We start from the raw sequence: 15,915 nt of genomic DNA, 5'->3' as shown, positions 1-15,915 counted from the left end.
GTTTGGTTTTGAGCTTAACTGTTACTTTCAAGCCAATCTCTGGCAAAAGCTGCATAAGCCGCAGCCCCTCTATGAAGCACCTCATCCGAGAACATTGTCTTAGGATGGTGTACAGGGTAACGATAACCATCTTCGATATTGCCTGCATTAAGAAACACTGTGGTACTTGGCACCGCCTGTGAGACAAACGCGAAGTCTTCCGAGCCCATTAATTTGCCACCTGGTACCAGCTCAGTTATACCAATGTAGGAACCGTCACCAAAGGTATTTGCAATCGAAACCCTCATTTGCTCATTAAGCCCGCCATCCGTTTTCACTTCAGGACAGCCTCTCGTATAGATCACTTCCACCTTGGCCTGAAAAGTTTCTCCGATCCCTGCGCTAATTTCGCGGATTCGGGTCTCCACTTTATCCCGCAATGCGGTGTTAAATGTGCGTACACTGCCTTTCAATCTGGCCGTATCGGGAATCACATTGTTTGTACTTCCGCCTTCCATCACGCCGATGGTAAGGACTGCATTATCAATCGGGGAAATTTCCCGGCTAAGAATACCCTGCAGCGCCAGATGAAGATGAGCAGCCACATTCAAAGGGTCCACTGCGGCCTCGGGCATTGCGCCATGTGAGCCCCTTCCGCGGATGATGATTTCGAACCAATCCGAAGAAGCAGAGATCGCTCCACCTTCCTCAGGCACTACAAATTGTCCGAGAGGAAGTGGCATTCCGGTCAACACGTGAAGCATCATGGCTGCATCCACTTTAGGATTGTCGAGAATCCCGCTCTCAAGCATCATTTTTGCCCCGTGCAGCGTCTCTTCACCCGGCTGAAACATAAGCTTAACCGTCCCGCGAAGCTGCTCTTCGTTAGCCTTCAGGATCTCCGCCGCTCCCAGCAGCATGGAAGTATGCATGTCATGACCGCAAGCATGCATGTTCCCGTTCAACGACGCGTATGCAAGCTCCGTTTCCTCTGAAATCGGCAAAGCGTCCATATCTGCCCGGAGAAGAACCACCTTCCCGCCATGCTGTCCGCCAATGGTAACCGTCAGCCCTGATTCCCCTACGGGAGCGGGCTTAAGACCCATCGACTCCAACACCTCTTTTACGTAGGCAGTTGTCCTGGGCAAACTTAAATCAAGCTCCGGAATCGCATGAAGATGGTGCCTGTACATGACCAATTTGTCCTGCAGCTGATGAGCCATACTCAAATCGTCTCCAGCTTCTTCAATCACAATGAACATCTCCCGTAACACAAATTGAATGAATGTAAATACAGAGTTTAAATGGCCCCCTTCATATTTATGACTTTTAATATTTTAAGACTTTTTAAGAACACTTTCATCATACTTTTGAATTTATTCGCTGTCAAGAGATTATTAGACATTTTAAGAACATCATTTCAAAGGCTGCCGGAACGTTGTAATATCACATTTATTGTGATATAACTCTTTTGATTGCATTGTCTTTTGAAAGGAATATACTATGAAAATCAAGCTGGGTATTATCACGCCAGAGAGCCATATGGATTATTTCCGCGCCATTGAAGAAGAAATGCGGCCCATATGCCAGTTCCGGTTCCTTACCATCAGCAACTTCGGACAAACAACAGACCTGTATCTGCAGAACTTAGATTCGGTGGATGGATTTGTGGTCAGCGGCAGAATGCTTTATGAGTCAATAGATAAGGATTGCCTGGATGAGAAGGTCCCTATTCACATTTTGCAGGATAATGAGAACCTTCTGTATAGAGAGCTTTTCCGGCTGCTGGTCACAGAACCAGGGCTTGATATATCGAGGATCTATGTGGATTATGCGTATGTTATTGATTCCTTCAGTGAATTCCAGCAATACCTGACTCATGAAGGGAAGCCTCTTGACAGCGGAGATCTGTTCGAACGGGTGGAGACCATGCTGGAGAACCATATCACGCTGTGGGAGGACAAGAAGATAGATCTGTCCATTACGGCGTTCGGCCACTTTGTTCCAGAGCTCAAAAAGCACGGAGTCAGATATATCTTGATCCGGCCCACTTTGGAAGATGTTAAAGAGACCCTACGTGAGATCATCAACGAGATTACCATCCTCAAGCTTAAGAACCAGCGGGCCGTTGTCGCATACTTATCGGTCCACAATGAGCCACCATCTGAAGAGCAGCTTCAAGAGCTGAAAGCCCTGGTTGGCAGGTTTCTGCGCAGCGTGAATCTGGCTGACACGGCTCAAATCTCAGATGGCCATGTCAAACTATACACCACCTACGGACATTTCATGAGAATCACCTCTAACGCGCATAACTGCACCTTGCTGGAGTATCTGGAAGGATTCATAAGTGACAAGGTGAAGATCGGATGGGGCTCGGGGCACGAGTATTTTCAGGCTAACGTCAACGCCACCAAGGCCCAGCGGCAGGCGGAAGCCTTTACGGGCAGCTGCAGCTTTTTTATTAACGAGGATCAGCAGGTTATCGGCCCCATGCGGAGCATGAATGTCATCCAGTTCTCTGAACAAGGGGACCCGGAAATTATCGCATTGGCCAAAAATATTGGAATCAACAACATCAATTTGCAGAAAATCATGTCCTATGCGGAAATGATGAGAACCAATAAATTATCCTCTGAGGATGTTGCCGGGTGCCTGTCCATCACCGTCAAAGGTGCAAACCGTATCCTTAACAAAATTGAAGAGAAAAAATACGTCCAAACCGTATTTGAAAAACGTGACAACAGTAAAGGCCGGCCGAAAAAATACTACGAGCTGTTGTTTCTCGACAAAGAAGGGCGTAAATTAAGCACTGAAAAATAAAGTATTAGACTGTCAATGCTTCACGGGCAGTTTAATGCAATAGTTTGTTACACTTGGTGAACCATGTTAATATTGAATTGCTTTAATTTATCCATTGAGGGAGAGCTCAATCATGATCATCAAATTCATTCGTTTAAGATAATGATAGGTGCAGCTCACATAGCCCAGCTTTTTAATTAAAAGTCCTGGGTTTATTTGTCTGCACCTTTTTTCATTCATCATTTACGAATGGAAGGGTGATTTTGTGTGTTTATTAAAAGGAAAAGAGTAATCAGCGCTGAGAGAATCGAGAAATTTCAGGAGATATTTATCTGCCCGCTATGTAAAAAACAGATGCAACTGGTCGATTTGAAAAGTTTAGTGTGTGAAAATCAGCATTGTTTTGATATAGCCAAGTGTGGATATCTCAACCTATCCTCTCGGGCCAGCAATACTAAATATGATCAGAAGATATTTGATAACCGAAGAGCGGTCAGCCAAAGCGGTTTATTTAATCCTTTACACGCTGTGATAAGTGAAATTATGATGAGTCAACTTCAGAGCGATGAACCATTAAGTATACTGGATGCAGGTTGTGGAGAAGGCTCACATTTAAATCGTATACAAGTAGAGATACAAAAGAAAAAATCAAATCCTGTCTTGGCTGTAGGAATCGATATTTCAAAAGAAGGAATTAGTTCTGCAGCAGCTGAATATTCAAATGCAATATGGTGTGTCGCGGACATTGCAAACTGTCCATTTGCAAATCAGCAGTTTAATTACATTGTTAATATCCTTTCTCCGGCAAATTATTCGGAATTCAAGAGAATGATTATGGATCAAGGTATGGTAATTAAAGTTGTTCCTGAACAGGATCACTTAAAAGAATTAAGAGAAGTTTTGCATGAGGGGTCAAATAAACAGGTTTATTCAAATGGACCTATAATCAATTATTTCAATAAACAGTTCAAGCTGCTAGACATTGTAAGCATTCGATATCCAGCAAGTCTGAATGAGTCCTTAATTGATCCGTTGCTCGGTATGACGCCTTTATCTTGGGGGGTGTCCAGTTATCGTAAAGAAAAAATCCAAAAGATGAATCTGAAACAAGTCACTATGGACTTCAAAATCTTGATTGGTAAAAAACAATAACGTAACATTTCATTAAACGGGAAACGTTAGCTGAACGACTACAGCGGCAGTCTAAGACTTTGTTTATCAAGTCTTAGGCTGCCGCTGCTTTTATTTTCACCGAACAGCTGGATTTATCAAGTCAAATCCCTTCCTGGCCTGACGACCACTTCTGCACATGCTGCAGGAACCGCCTCGTTGCAGGAGAAGCATATTTCATCGAGTTGACCGCAATACCCAGTGAACGGAAGCTGCGCTCCTCCAGCTCCAGCATCGCCACATGCTCATGCTGGAACCGGGTGACCAGCTCCGGGAGGATGCTGATGCCCAGGCCTTTTTCAACCATTGCGATTATGGCATAGTCATCCCCTGCCGAGAATTTGATGTTTGGCTTAATTCCTGCCTTCTCCAGCACCCGCTGCACATCATAGTCCGAGCCGGGCCTCGGAATGATGAAATCCTCGTAGGCGATCTGGGCCAGCGGCATATACGGGGCTGTGCTCAGCGGGTGGTCCAGCGGAAGAATCGCCAGCATCCGGTCCTGCTTAAGCGGAAACACCTCGAATTTCTCCCGGGTAGGCAGCGAGAGGAAGCCGCAATCGGCCACCCCGGCCTCAATCCACTGCTCAATCTCCAGATACCCTCCCTCCATCAGCTTGAACTCAATGTAGGGGTACTCTTTGCGGAACTCTTTGATCATGTCCGGCAGCCAGTGAACGGATACGCTTGTGAAGGTGCCTATCGTAATTGTCCCTGTCTCCAGACCGTGAATATCTGCGACCTGCTGCTTCAGCTGTTCATTCCAGTTAAGGATTTCACGGATTGGCTGGAGCACCTGCTCCCCGTTCACCGTCATCTTCACACCGGAACGATTCCGCACCAGCAGCGGGAAGCCGAATTCGTTCTCCAGACTGCTGATCGTATGGCTGATGCCGGATTGGGTGAAGCCCAGCACTTCGGCGGCTTTGGTCAGACTGCCCAATTCTACTACTTTGAGGAACACTTCATACTTGATCAGACTCATGCCTGAACCTCCGCTCATTACATGAGATATACTCATGTATCCTATGATAAACATTCAGTTACCTTATGTATTCGAGGGTATTATACTATACTCACTTGAAATAAAGAAGGATGATGGATGAATGAAGCCGCTAAAGGCCGAGCTGATGCTCATGGCAGTAACCCTGTTCTGGGGTTCCTCCTACCTGTTCATGAAGATGGGACTTGGCACACTGGGAGAATTCAATCTGATTGCACTGCGTTTCGGGCTTGCTTTTGTACTGGCGGCTCTGCTGTTCCGTAAACGGCTGCGCAGCGTGGATGCCAGAACAATGAAATACGGGGCCTTGCTCGGCTTTCTGCTGCTTGGGGTGTTTACCTGTATTACCTTTGGACTGAAGACCACTACGACCTCGAATGCCGGATTCCTGGTCGCCTTGACCGTTGTGTTTGTCCCCTTGCTGGAGGTTCTGATCTTCAAAAAAAGAGTCGCACCCCCGCAGATCTTCGGTGCAGTCCTCGCTATTTGCGGCATCGGGCTGCTCACCCTGAACGGCTCGCTGCAGGTCCGGCCCGGCGATCTCCTCTGCATTCTGTCCGCTGTATTCTACGCTGTACAGATTCTTGTGACAGGCCGGGCTGTTGAGTCCAGTGACTCGCTGAACATCGGCATCCTGCAGCTGGGCTTCGCCGGAGGGTATGCCTTCATTCTGTCAGCTATCTTCGAGACCCCTTCGCTGCCGTCCACCCTTCCGGGCTGGACCGCGATTCTGGCCCTGGGGATCTTTTGCAGCGCCTGCGGCTTCATCCTGCAGCCTGTTGCCCAGAAGTACACAACACCGACCCGTACAGGTCTGATCTTCGCCCTGGAGCCGGTATTTGCTGCCTTCTTCGGTTACTGGTTCGTACATGAGCAACTCTCGCTTCAAGGCTATGCCGGTGCCGCTCTTGTGCTGCTGGGTATTCTAGCCTCCGAGCTGCTCGGCAGAATCCATATCGCCCCGCCTGCAAGAATGCTCAAGAAACGGCGGGCTGGCTTATAATGGTGTGCAACCTATACATTCTATTTGCAAAAAGGGCTGTCCCAAACGCCATGAAATGGCTGCTTGGGGCAGCCCCTTTGCTTTTGAGTAAGATCGACCTAAGCCCTTGGGTGGACGCTGCGTCCAGCTGCCTCCCAAAATATAATTTGCCTTAAAGTGCACTTTAAGGTTTAGGATGAGGAAGAAGCAGCCGATTCCGCCCTGAAAATAACCGATAAGGAGTGATCCGGCCAATGGCATTCACGATCAAAGAAGCTTCAGAGCGGCTGGGTTGCCCGGCTCATACGATTCGCTTTTACGAGAAAGAGGGATTGCTCCCTTACATTAAGCGGGATAAGAACGGGAACCGGCTGTTCGAACAAGATCACCTGGATTGGATACGGCTGATGACATGTTTCCGGGCGACAGGGATGAAGCTGTCCTTGCTGAAGGAGATGGTGAATCTTGCGCTGGATGGTGATTCTACGATTCCACAGCGCAAAGCGATCTTGAACCAGTACAAGGAAGATCTATTCCGCCGCCAGAACGAATTGGCCGAAGCGCTCGACGCCGTCAATAACAAGCTGTCGATATACGAAGACATCGAGAAAGGGAGAATCCCTTCCGAGAGCCAGCTGTTAATCAAGCTGGAGGAGTCAGAGCGGCAACAAACACAGAAGGAGGGATTAACAAATGCAGCAAAGAACCTTGGGCAATAGCAATATCCTCGTCTCTTCGATCGGACTGGGAATTATGGGAATGTCCCCAGGCGTTTACGGGGAGACGAATGACGACCAGTCGATCCAAACCATCCATCGTGCTCTGGACATAGGCGTCACGATGTTCGATACTGCGGATGTGTACGGGAACGGACATAACGAACAGCTGCTCGGCCGTGCTCTTCAAGGGCGCCGCGGGCAAGCCATTATCGCCACCAAGTTCTCGTACACTCCCAATTACGGGAGCATCAGTGGGCATCCTGATTACGTGAAGACAGCAGTGGAGGATAGCCTTCGCCGTTTGAATACGGATTATATTGATCTATACTACCAACACCGCGTCGATCCGCAAATCCCGATAGAGGAGACAGTCGGAGCGATGGCAGACTTGGTTAAGGCAGGCAAAGTCCGGGCGCTCGGCCTGTCCGAAGCTTCCGCTTCCACCATCCGCCGCGCTCATGCCGTGTACCCGATCTCTGTGCTAGAGAGCGAGTATTCGCTCTGGAGCCGTGACATCGAAGAGGAGATCCTCCCTGCCGTAAGAGAGCTGGGGATTACCCATGTGGCCTACAGTCCACTGAGCAGGGGCTTTATCTCCGGCGAGCTTCGCACTTTCGAGGATCTTGCCGCAGACGATCTTCGCAGATGGATGCCGCGGTTCCAAGGAGACAACTTCCGGAAGAACATTGAGGTTGTTGACAAGATTCAGGAGATCGCAATGGAGAAGAACTGTACCCCCTCCCAATTGGCCATTGCCTGGACAATTGCTGGCGGGGCGCTGCCTATCCCGGGTACGAAGCGTATCCAGTACCTGGAGGAAAATGCGGCCGCGGTGGATATCCTTCTCACGAAGGAGGACCTGGAACGAATCGACCAGGTCAGCCCCAAGCATGTCGTTCACGGCACACGTTATATGAAAGAACAGATGACGCTGCTCGGCGGCTAGACTAGAAGCAGAGGCAAGCAGCAAGGACAAACAAGTGGAAATGGTATTGCCGTCCTTTTATAATGTAGGAACCTCTGCGTTCCAAAGAACTTGTATGGCTACCTCTACTGTACCCATCTGCCCATTTGCGGGGCATCCGGCCTACGAACTAGCACATTGTATTCGGTTTTTCTGTGAAAATACGTCTGGCACTGCGATAAACGCACGGCCTACGCGGCGTACCCAGTCCAATTGTGTTCGGTTTTCCGATTACATTCGGCTTAAGCGGCGTATCCAATCCAATTGTGTTCGGTTTTCCGATTACATTCGGCTTAAGCCGCGCACCCAGTCCAAATGTATTCGGTTTTCCGATTACATTCGGCTTAAGCCGCGCACCCAGTCCAAATGTATTCGGTTTTCCGATTACATTTGGCTTACGCGGCGCTACCAGTCCAAATGTATTCGGTTTTCCGATTACATTTGGCTTACGTGGCGTATCCAGTCCAATTGTGTTCGGTTTTCCGTTAAAATATGTTAAATAAATGAAAAGACGATGTTCTGTTTTTTAGCCACGCTGCTCATTTTCATGCTGGAGTTGTGCCTTGAAAGACATGTTTGTTTTCGCATACATCCGGTCACGCACCCTCGCACCAGCACATTGTATTCGGTTTTTCGCATACACTCTGGGCTCCCGATTTACTCATGCGGCCTCAGAATCATTCATTTAGCACTTCTCCTCACGCTACGCCTCCTTATCTACATCTGACGGATAATATAATTTCCTATACAACAAAAAAACAGCGACTCCCATCACGGGAGAATCGCTGCTTTTTTAACCCCTCTACATCAGTGGCTATATAAATTGAACTTGAAAAATATACAGACAGGGAAAAGTGACGGAGGAGAATTTTGGCACTGTAGGAGCGGTAGCGTCCGCCTGAAAGCTTTCTGTAGGAAAGCTCGCATCGGAAGCATCAGCTGTCGCCGGAGGGCCAAACATTCTCTGGAGTCACGGCTTAATGTCCCATCATCATAGCTGCATCCGTCTGCGGTTCTTCCGGGGACGGCGCAGCACCGGCCGTCTTCGGACGGCGCAGAATCAGGCTGAGGACCACTCCGGCCACGGCTATGCAGGCGGAGAGGAAGAACACATCATCGAAGCCCTGCACGGCAGCGGCAAGAGGATTGCTTCCGGCAGCCATCTCACCCATATGCACGGCAATCTGGCTGGTCAGGTACCCGGTCATACCGGCAACAGCGAACGATACGACGACCTGCTGGGCTGCGGCGGTAAGCGGTGTAACCCGGCCTACCCATTCACGCGGTGCAGAGTTCAGGACATGGGTATTGACCGGCATCATCGACAGACCCATTCCCAGGCCCATCATGACCAGCGACAGCATAATAACCGGTAGACTGGTGTCTACGGTCACCCCGGACAGCAGGAACAGGGCAGTTGAAATAATACTCAGACCTACGAATACCAGCGGGCGGGCGCCGATCCGGTCAAACAGCCGGCCGCCCAGCGGCATCCCTACTCCGGAAGCCAGGGCCTGAGGAAGCAGGATAAGTCCTGTCTCCAGCGGTGTATAGTTACGGATCTGCTGAAGATACAGAGGAACGAACAGCATGGAACCGAACAAGGCAGCCTGTGTGACCCAGGATAGAATAATCCCGCGTGTGAAGTCCGAGGAACGGAAGACCCGCAGCTCCAGCAGCGGATGCTTCTGCAACAGTTCAGCAATGACAAACAGCACCAGTGCCACACCGCCGACCGATAATCCGACAATCGCTCCGGTAGAAGTCCAGCTCTCTCCGCCGCCCTGATTGACACCATAGGCCAGCATGGAGAACGCCACCGGGGCCAGAATAATCCCGAAGATATCCAGGTGGGCTCTCCCCTTCTTCTCGGTAACCGGCAAGTATTTGATCCCAATGATAATCCCTACGATACCGATAGGCAGGTTAATGAGGAAAATCCAGTGCCAGCTTACATACTCCACCAGCCAGCCCGAGAGGATCGGTCCAAGAGCCGGAGCCAGCAGCATAGGAATCCCTAGCAGCCCCATGATAGAACCTCTGCGCTCTGCCGGTGCGAGTCTGAAGACCATAGCCATCCCAATCGGAGCTACCATCCCGCCGCCTAGACCCTGAATGACCCGGAAAAGAACCAGCTGCGCTGAAGTCTGGGCCACAGAGCATAACACTGAACCCAGCACAAACATAGCAATTGTTGTGAGGAATACCTGCTTGGAACCAAACCGGTCCGTCATATAGCCGGCCAGCGGAATCACTGCAGCGAGTGCCAGCGTGTAGCCGGTAATCGCCCATTGGACCGTCTTCAGATCCGTATCGAAGTATTGCACCAGATTCGGAACCGCCACATTGACCGCTGTGCTATCCAGAATAACCATAATCATACCAACAATAATGGCCATCAGCGGCGGCAGTATAGCTCTCAGTGAGAACGGCGCTTCAACCGCAGCGCTGTTTCCTTGACTTATAGGTTTTGACATTCTCTTGACCACTCTTTTCTCTGTGTAATCATTTAGTTGTACTTATGAAAATAAAGCTCAAACAATCCGTCAATCTGCTCCTCCAGCGGAGCAAGCTTGAAGATCTGCTGAAGATCCTCCCGCTCCTCCGGCAGGCTGGTAACCATAATGACCGGAAATACGATTGCCCCGTAGATCTGCATCACCATCATCATGAGCTTATCGCGGTCCTGTTCTCCGGTGATCTCCGCGAGTGCATCAACCATCCGTTCAATCCGCATCAGCTTGGAGTACTTGGCATATTCATCATGGGAGCCCATAATATGATGTCTCTGATCAAGCATCTGCCGGGCCATTCCGGGATAGCGGCTAAGATTCATAATATATCGCGTGAAAAACAGCTTCAAGCGCTCCTTCGGCGGTAGCCCCGTATCCTCCAGAGCTTTGAAGGCATCATCAAAGGTTGCCACGAGCTGCTTCACAGCATCACCAAACAGCTTATCCTTGGAGCCGTAGTAATAATTCACCAGTGCCAGATTGGTCTCCGCACGTGCAGCGATGCTGCGCAGAGTAATACAGCGGAATCCCTCCTCCCGGATCAATGCTACTGTTGCATCAAGGATAATCTGCTTCGTATCTTTATCTGAAGAATCGGCCTTATTGTCCGTTTTAACCATAATGCAGTGGGTCGCCCTCCTCGGTCACAGAATCCTAATCATTGATTTAAACAATGTTTAATCAGAATTTAAAATTACTCTCTTTCCCGGGCTCTGTCAACACAAATTTAAAGGGAGGATCTACAGCCATTGCAAGCTGTAAGATCCTCCCTTTATAACGTTATCTAGGATTGCACCGGGTTAGCCGCTGCTTCAACCGCCTGAACCGGCAAGAGCGTCAGCTTGGTAATCTTGCCCGATGTGTCCAATTCCAGTGTCAGTACCGCTTCCGTCTTGGTGAATGACAACACACTTACTATAGTTGTAGCTCCGTCCCGCTGTGTACTTTCAGTGGATTTCACTCCAAGGTAACTGCCTGCAGGCAGGTCGATTCCTGCCCAGCTCTGCTGAAGTACCGGAAGTGACAATGACTCCGTCTCCCTGGCGAAATACCGCTCACGCAGCGCCTGATAGTTACCGGCAGCAAGCAGACCCGATACGGCACCTGACATCACTTCCGGCGAATATACTTCAATCTGGCCCGTTGCCGATTGATAAGACGTCACCAGCCCGATGGCTGCAAAAAAAGACAGCGGCGCGTACGCCCGTTTTTGTTTTAGCTCAAAGCCGCCTGTATACGGTACTTTGTTCTTGCCGTTCAGCACAAGCTCCTGCCCGGATAGTCTGAACTGGATGCTCTCCTGGAACCGTTCCAGCAGGAACGTCCCTGTAGCCCCAGTGAAGGTAACCTTATACTTCAGGGCTTCCACCGTCTCCCGCAGCGGAAGCATGGCGTCCGGTCCATGGGTATAAGCCGATGCTCCGACCGTCTGCAATTCTTGTCCGTTTACGATGATCCTCATGCTGCTGGCGGCATTCACGTTATAGCTGGTCAATACACCTGCTCCTGCTGCAAATAACATTACACTTAGGAATACGGCTGCGATTTTTTTGAACAAATCGATCCCACCTTTCCTGTATTAGAATATTATGCACGCATACTTCAGAGATTAACCTTACCTTACCTATTACCCGTTCAACACCACTTTGGAAACGTTTCACTCCACATTGAAGTTAAAATATTGCTGCGGGTAAGCCTCCTTGATCAGGGTGAAATGCCACCATTCCTTGGCATAAGGCTTGAAGCCTTGCTTCGTCATCGCATCCTTGAGAATTTTGCGGTTGGCGTGCTGGGTGCTGCTGATAAGTGTAGTATTATAGTAAGAAATTTCACCGAAAAAATCATACGGGCTGCCCATATCCACCAGCGCCCCCGTTGTTTGGTCAGCCAAGGTCAGGTCGATGGTACTGCCCCGCGAATGCCCTGACTTCTTGGAGATGAACCCCAGCTTGAACAGGTTGCGCTTGTCCAGCTTGGGATAATATTGCTGCTTCATCTTGATATCCGATGCGTCCTGCGACCAGCGTACGAAGTGATTGACCGCTTTTTGCGGACGGTAGGCATCATAGATTCTCAGGATATAGCCTTGGCGCTCCAGATCTTCACTGACCTTCTTCAGCGCATTGGCTGCCTTCTTCGACATAATCGCCAGCGGAGCCTTATACCCGTCAATCCGTGTCCCGATAAAATTATTCTCGCTATAATAGCGGATCTCATACTGTGCCGATGGAATCACCTCATCCAGATACACAAATCCGCCGGGAAGGTTATTCTTCTTCACAACCGGACTCTGTGCCGGGGCTGCTGAGGTATTCTGAATCTGTGGTACTGCCGTAATTCTTGCTCCGGCTTTGGGTGCAAACAGCACCGTTCCGCCCAAGATCAGCGCACATGAGGTGAGAGCCAGCCTTCTGCCAGCCATGTGCAGCTTCTTCACTTGTCGATCGCCTCCCCCGCTGTATTCCGTATTTTCACCCTTCCAGTATACGTGCACCAAGCCGCAGGCGTCCAGTGTTAAGCCGGGACTTGTGATGCAGGGAGCATATCCTTCCGGCGGTATACTGCCATCAGCAATCCGACAGCGGCGAATTCAATCAAGACATGCTGGCCGTAGCTCAGGAACGGGAACGGTATGGATGTAAGCGGCACTCTGCCGCTGAGAATGGAGAGGCCGTACACTAAGCGGATGGAGATCATCAGTGCCAGTCCAATAATCAGCATCCGCCCATAAGTATCGCTTACCGCGCGGGCATAGGAGATCATTTTCAGAACAAACCAGCCGACTACAGCCAGAATCAGCAGACCACCCGCCCAGCCGAAGCATTGAATAAGATACGCCGGGAACAAGTCTGTATACGCATAAGGAATTACATCTCCATTATAACCATACCCCTGTCCTCTCCAGCCTGCAGAATGGATGACATTCACAATCGTACGATTCATATAACCGGTTGTGTCCGGTCTTAGATTATAATTAATGGCTCCGATCAGCCGTTCCCGAAGAATGGGATCACTCCAAACATAGATTCCTCCTGAAAATAAAGATACAGCGGCAATTAATATTCCTGTCACCCAGCGCCGGGATACCCACACATACATGGTCAGCGAAACGACCCCATAGATAATCAGCTCCGGAAAAGAACGGATCATAACATAAATCACTGCAGGCAACAGCAGCAACGATAACTTCAATAGCTCTCTCACGCGAATGTTATAGCCTTGCAGGAAATCGGGACGGGTGAATATCCCGGCCAGAGCAACAACAAATACATACGGACTATACCCGATAAGGTCTATATAAAATCCCAAAGCCCCAACAAAGCGCCTCGACCCATTTATCATTACAGGCATGAGCAGGACGCTGAGAGCGATAGTCATTAGAGCAGCAAGATAAATACTTGTTGATGCTTTTTGCAGCCGCTTAAAGTTAATGAAGTATGCTCCTGTCATAAGGCACATCCCGATAATAATAATGATAAGTTGGCGCTGCATAGGCACGAACTGATTGCGTTCAAAGTAACCTCCTGCTTCAATAGACCCCATCCCCAGCAGACTCACCGCTGACAACAACAGTACGCCTGCAAGCAGCCCCCAGGGAATGCGCGGCTTGTGAATGTGATGCAGATCCTTTCCGATAACCTGCGGGTCGCCCATTTGTGCGATAGCGTACTCCTGAGCTTCTGCCTCGGAAGCACCAAGCTGCATCCGCTCCGCCACCAGGTCTGCATAATGCCCGCTTAACTCATCCCGGATCTCAATGTGCATCTCTTTCGCCCGGATCTCAGCACATACCTTGTCCAAATAACTGCCCAGATTCTGCTTGCCTTGCTCCGTCATGCGTTTCCCTCCCCCAGAACAGTATCCACGGCCCCTTTAAACAGCTTCCATTCGGCTTTTTTCTCTTGGAGCTTGTGCTTGCCTTCCTCCAGCAGACGATAGTACTTGCGCTTGCGCCCGTCTACCTCCATCCAATAGGCCTCCACCCAGCGTTCGCTCTCCATCGCGTGGAGAATCGGGTAGAGCGTACCCTCCTTAAGGGAAAATACTCCTTGAGAGCGCTGCTCCAGCTCCTTAATCAGCTCATAGCCGTACAGCGGCTTATCAAGCAGCAAGGTGAGAATCAATGTACCTGTGCTGCCCTTCAGCATTTCTTTGCTGACTTTCATCGGTTGGCCCCCCGTTTCCTTAGTCTCACATTAATACCTCGTTAATCTATGCTTACTATACTTTAATTTCCATAATAAATCCAGTATTGGCACACTAAAAAAGCACACCCGGTATACGGATGTGCTTCCACTTCAAACTCAAGCTTAGTGCATAGGAGCTTGAGACTTATGAGAAACAATAACACGCTTAAGGAAGAAGGCAATCACCAGACCTGCGATAGCCATGACCATGCCGAAGATGAAGGCGTTCTGCACGCCGTGGGTAAAGGCCGCACCCATATTCAGCGGATCAGCAGGATCGGCTACCGTTTTCATGTAGCTTTTGGAGCCCGAGGTCATAATGCTTACAGCCAGTGCGGTACCAATCGCTCCTGCAACCTGCTGCAACGTGTTCATAATAGCTGTTCCGTCCGGATAGTATTCCAGGGGAAGCTGATTAATTCCGTTCGTCTGGGCAGGCATCATAATCATTGAGATTCCGATCATGAGCACACTGTGAAGCACGATCACGAAGATCACGGTAGAAGTAGCTGTGATGCTGGAGAAGAACCACAGAGAGACTGCTACGAGTACAAGTCCAGGAATAACAAGCCATTTCGGACCGTATTTATCGAAGAGACGCCCCATGACCGGTGACATCAGTCCGTTGATAATCCCGCCCGGCAGCAGCAATAATCCTGCCTTAAAGGCTGTATAGCCTTGTCCCTGCTGCAGATACATCGGAAGAATCAGCATCGAGGACAGAATGACCATCATACAGATGAAGACCATCAGGACTCCGACCACGAACATCGGGAATTTGAAGGCGCGCAGATTAATCATCGGCTGCTTCATCGTCAACTGGCGGATACAGAACAGAATAAGTGCGATCACACCGATGGCAATGGCGATAATCACCTTTGAACTTCCCCAGCCTTCCGACTCACCGGCGCTGCTGAATCCATACACAATGCCGCCGAAGCCGAACGAGGATAAAATAATCGACAGGATATCAATCTTCGGCTTCGTCACTTCAGTGACATTCTGCATGAAGAGGATTCCGCTGATCAGAGCGATTACCAGGAAGGGGAGGGCCAGCCAGAAGATCCAGTGCCAGCTCAGACTCTCAATCAGCAGTCCGGCAATGGTAGGGCCGATCGCAGGAGCCACCATAATGACTAGTCCGATCAGTCCCATCGCCGCTCCTCTCCGCTCCGCAGGAATAATGATCAGAATTGTGTTGAACATCAGGGGCAGGAGAAGTGCGGTCCCCATGGCCTGAACCACTCTTGCGGTCAACAGAAATTCGAAATTCGGCGCCATCCCGGCCAGGATGGTTCCCGCAATGGAGAAGCACAGTGCAGCAATGAATAGCTGTCTTGTCGTGAACCACTGCAGCAGCAGCCCGGAGATCGGAACCAGAATGCCCAGCGTAAGCAGATAAGCGGTAGTCAGCCATTGTGCGGTTGACGGGGTAATTTGCAGGACATTCATAAGATCACTTAAGGCTACATTTAGGGCTGTCTCACTGAACATGCCGATGAAGCCGGCAATCAGCAGGGAGATCAGAATAGGTAAAGTCTTGAATTGTCGGGGTTCAGTTGGCCCCTTGCCAGTCATAGTTGCGTTCACTCTCGTATC

Annotated in this window: 14 protein-coding genes; 5 read left to right on the top strand and 9 right to left on the bottom strand. The window is 49.8% G+C overall.

Annotated elements, in window-relative coordinates:
- Positions 1 to 14: 14 nt before the first annotated feature.
- A complete protein-coding gene (locus HQN87_RS02255) occupies positions 15 to 1,241 on the bottom strand; it encodes a M20 metallopeptidase family protein (RefSeq protein ID WP_173127054.1) in 1,227 nt (408 codons plus the stop codon).
- Between the two features lie 241 nt (positions 1,242 to 1,482).
- On the opposite strand from HQN87_RS02255, the gene HQN87_RS02250 reads away from it, so the two are divergent.
- Positions 1,483 to 2,799, top strand: a complete 1,317-nt coding sequence (locus HQN87_RS02250; RefSeq protein ID WP_173127051.1) for a transcriptional regulator — start codon at positions 1,483 to 1,485, stop codon at positions 2,797 to 2,799.
- Between the two features lie 246 nt (positions 2,800 to 3,045).
- Entirely contained in the window at positions 3,046 to 3,930 is an 885-nt protein-coding gene (locus HQN87_RS02245; RefSeq protein ID WP_367272646.1) for a putative RNA methyltransferase, read from the top strand.
- Positions 3,931 to 4,051: 121 nt separating this feature from the next.
- Here the strand turns inward: HQN87_RS02245 and HQN87_RS02240 are convergent, their stop codons facing one another.
- The gene (locus tag HQN87_RS02240; protein ID WP_173127046.1) at positions 4,052 to 4,933 is read right to left on the bottom strand and encodes a LysR family transcriptional regulator; all 882 of its coding nucleotides are present in this window, start codon (positions 4,931 to 4,933) and stop codon (positions 4,052 to 4,054) included.
- 121 nt (positions 4,934 to 5,054) lie between these two features.
- Here HQN87_RS02240 and HQN87_RS02235 point away from each other — a divergent pair, with 121 nt between their 5' ends.
- From HQN87_RS02235 to HQN87_RS02225, 3 genes are all read left to right on the top strand, one after another.
- On the top strand, positions 5,055 to 5,954 hold the full coding sequence (locus HQN87_RS02235; RefSeq protein ID WP_173127043.1) for a DMT family transporter: 900 nt from the start codon (positions 5,055 to 5,057) through the stop codon (positions 5,952 to 5,954).
- Positions 5,955 to 6,187: 233 nt separating this feature from the next.
- Positions 6,188 to 6,652 (top strand): MerR family transcriptional regulator, encoded by a 465-nt coding sequence (locus HQN87_RS02230; RefSeq protein WP_173127040.1) that lies wholly within the window; start codon positions 6,188 to 6,190, stop codon positions 6,650 to 6,652.
- Positions 6,627 to 7,598 (top strand): aldo/keto reductase, encoded by a 972-nt coding sequence (locus HQN87_RS02225; protein WP_173127037.1) that lies wholly within the window; start codon positions 6,627 to 6,629, stop codon positions 7,596 to 7,598. Before HQN87_RS02230 ends, HQN87_RS02225 begins: the two co-directional genes overlap by 26 nt.
- Before the next feature lie 995 nt (positions 7,599 to 8,593).
- Here the strand turns inward: HQN87_RS02225 and HQN87_RS02220 are convergent.
- From HQN87_RS02220 to HQN87_RS02190, 7 genes are all read right to left on the bottom strand, one after another.
- Positions 8,594 to 10,093, bottom strand: a complete 1,500-nt coding sequence (locus HQN87_RS02220) for an MDR family MFS transporter (protein WP_173127034.1) — start codon at positions 10,091 to 10,093, stop codon at positions 8,594 to 8,596.
- 32 nt (positions 10,094 to 10,125) lie between these two features.
- Positions 10,126 to 10,749, bottom strand: coding sequence for a TetR/AcrR family transcriptional regulator (locus HQN87_RS02215; protein ID WP_173127032.1), 624 nt, complete (start codon positions 10,747 to 10,749; stop codon positions 10,126 to 10,128).
- Positions 10,750 to 10,913: 164 nt separating this feature from the next.
- Positions 10,914 to 11,687, bottom strand: coding sequence for a stalk domain-containing protein (locus HQN87_RS02210; protein ID WP_173127029.1), 774 nt, complete (start codon positions 11,685 to 11,687; stop codon positions 10,914 to 10,916).
- Positions 11,688 to 11,786: 99 nt separating this feature from the next.
- Positions 11,787 to 12,566 carry a M15 family metallopeptidase gene (locus tag HQN87_RS02205; protein WP_216857098.1) on the bottom strand — a complete coding sequence of 260 codons (780 nt, stop codon included), beginning with the start codon at positions 12,564 to 12,566 and terminating at the stop codon, positions 11,787 to 11,789.
- Between the two features lie 77 nt (positions 12,567 to 12,643).
- Positions 12,644 to 13,966: an FtsW/RodA/SpoVE family cell cycle protein gene (locus tag HQN87_RS02200; protein ID WP_173127026.1), complete on the bottom strand. Its 1,323-nt coding sequence runs from the start codon at positions 13,964 to 13,966 to the stop codon at positions 12,644 to 12,646.
- Positions 13,963 to 14,295, bottom strand: coding sequence for a PadR family transcriptional regulator (locus HQN87_RS02195; protein ID WP_173127023.1), 333 nt, complete (start codon positions 14,293 to 14,295; stop codon positions 13,963 to 13,965). The genes HQN87_RS02200 and HQN87_RS02195 overlap by 4 nt, the downstream gene beginning before the upstream one ends.
- Positions 14,296 to 14,439: 144 nt before the next feature.
- The gene (locus tag HQN87_RS02190) at positions 14,440 to 15,894 is read right to left on the bottom strand and encodes a DHA2 family efflux MFS transporter permease subunit (protein WP_173127668.1); all 1,455 of its coding nucleotides are present in this window, start codon (positions 15,892 to 15,894) and stop codon (positions 14,440 to 14,442) included.
- Between the last annotated feature and the right edge of the window lie 21 nt (positions 15,895 to 15,915).

This window comes from Paenibacillus tritici (genome assembly GCF_013204885.1).
Taxonomy (GTDB): Bacteria; Bacillota; Bacilli; order Paenibacillales; family Paenibacillaceae; genus Paenibacillus_AQ; species Paenibacillus_AQ tritici.
The sequence above is the reverse complement of the archived record's forward strand: the minus strand, read 5'-3'. Positions and strand labels throughout refer to the sequence as shown.

What these genes read in the sequence shown, in the direction of transcription:
- HQN87_RS02255 (WP_173127054.1), bottom strand. Translation starts at nt 1,241, where the DNA reads ATGTTCATTGTGATTGAAGAAGCTGGAGACGATTTGAGTATGGCTCAT.
- HQN87_RS02250 (WP_173127051.1), top strand. Translation starts at nt 1,483, where the DNA reads ATGAAAATCAAGCTGGGTATTATCACGCCAGAGAGCCATATGGATTAT.
- HQN87_RS02240 (WP_173127046.1), bottom strand. Translation starts at nt 4,933, where the DNA reads ATGAGTCTGATCAAGTATGAAGTGTTCCTCAAAGTAGTAGAATTGGGC.
- HQN87_RS02235 (WP_173127043.1), top strand. Translation starts at nt 5,055, where the DNA reads ATGAAGCCGCTAAAGGCCGAGCTGATGCTCATGGCAGTAACCCTGTTC.
- HQN87_RS02230 (WP_173127040.1), top strand. Translation starts at nt 6,188, where the DNA reads ATGGCATTCACGATCAAAGAAGCTTCAGAGCGGCTGGGTTGCCCGGCT.
- HQN87_RS02225 (WP_173127037.1), top strand. Translation starts at nt 6,627, where the DNA reads ATGCAGCAAAGAACCTTGGGCAATAGCAATATCCTCGTCTCTTCGATC.
- HQN87_RS02220 (WP_173127034.1), bottom strand. Translation starts at nt 10,093, where the DNA reads ATGTCAAAACCTATAAGTCAAGGAAACAGCGCTGCGGTTGAAGCGCCG.
- HQN87_RS02215 (WP_173127032.1), bottom strand. Translation starts at nt 10,749, where the DNA reads ATGGTTAAAACGGACAATAAGGCCGATTCTTCAGATAAAGATACGAAG.
- HQN87_RS02200 (WP_173127026.1), bottom strand. Translation starts at nt 13,966, where the DNA reads ATGACGGAGCAAGGCAAGCAGAATCTGGGCAGTTATTTGGACAAGGTA.
- HQN87_RS02195 (WP_173127023.1), bottom strand. Translation starts at nt 14,295, where the DNA reads ATGAAAGTCAGCAAAGAAATGCTGAAGGGCAGCACAGGTACATTGATT.
- HQN87_RS02190 (WP_173127668.1), bottom strand. Translation starts at nt 15,894, where the DNA reads ATGACTGGCAAGGGGCCAACTGAACCCCGACAATTCAAGACTTTACCT.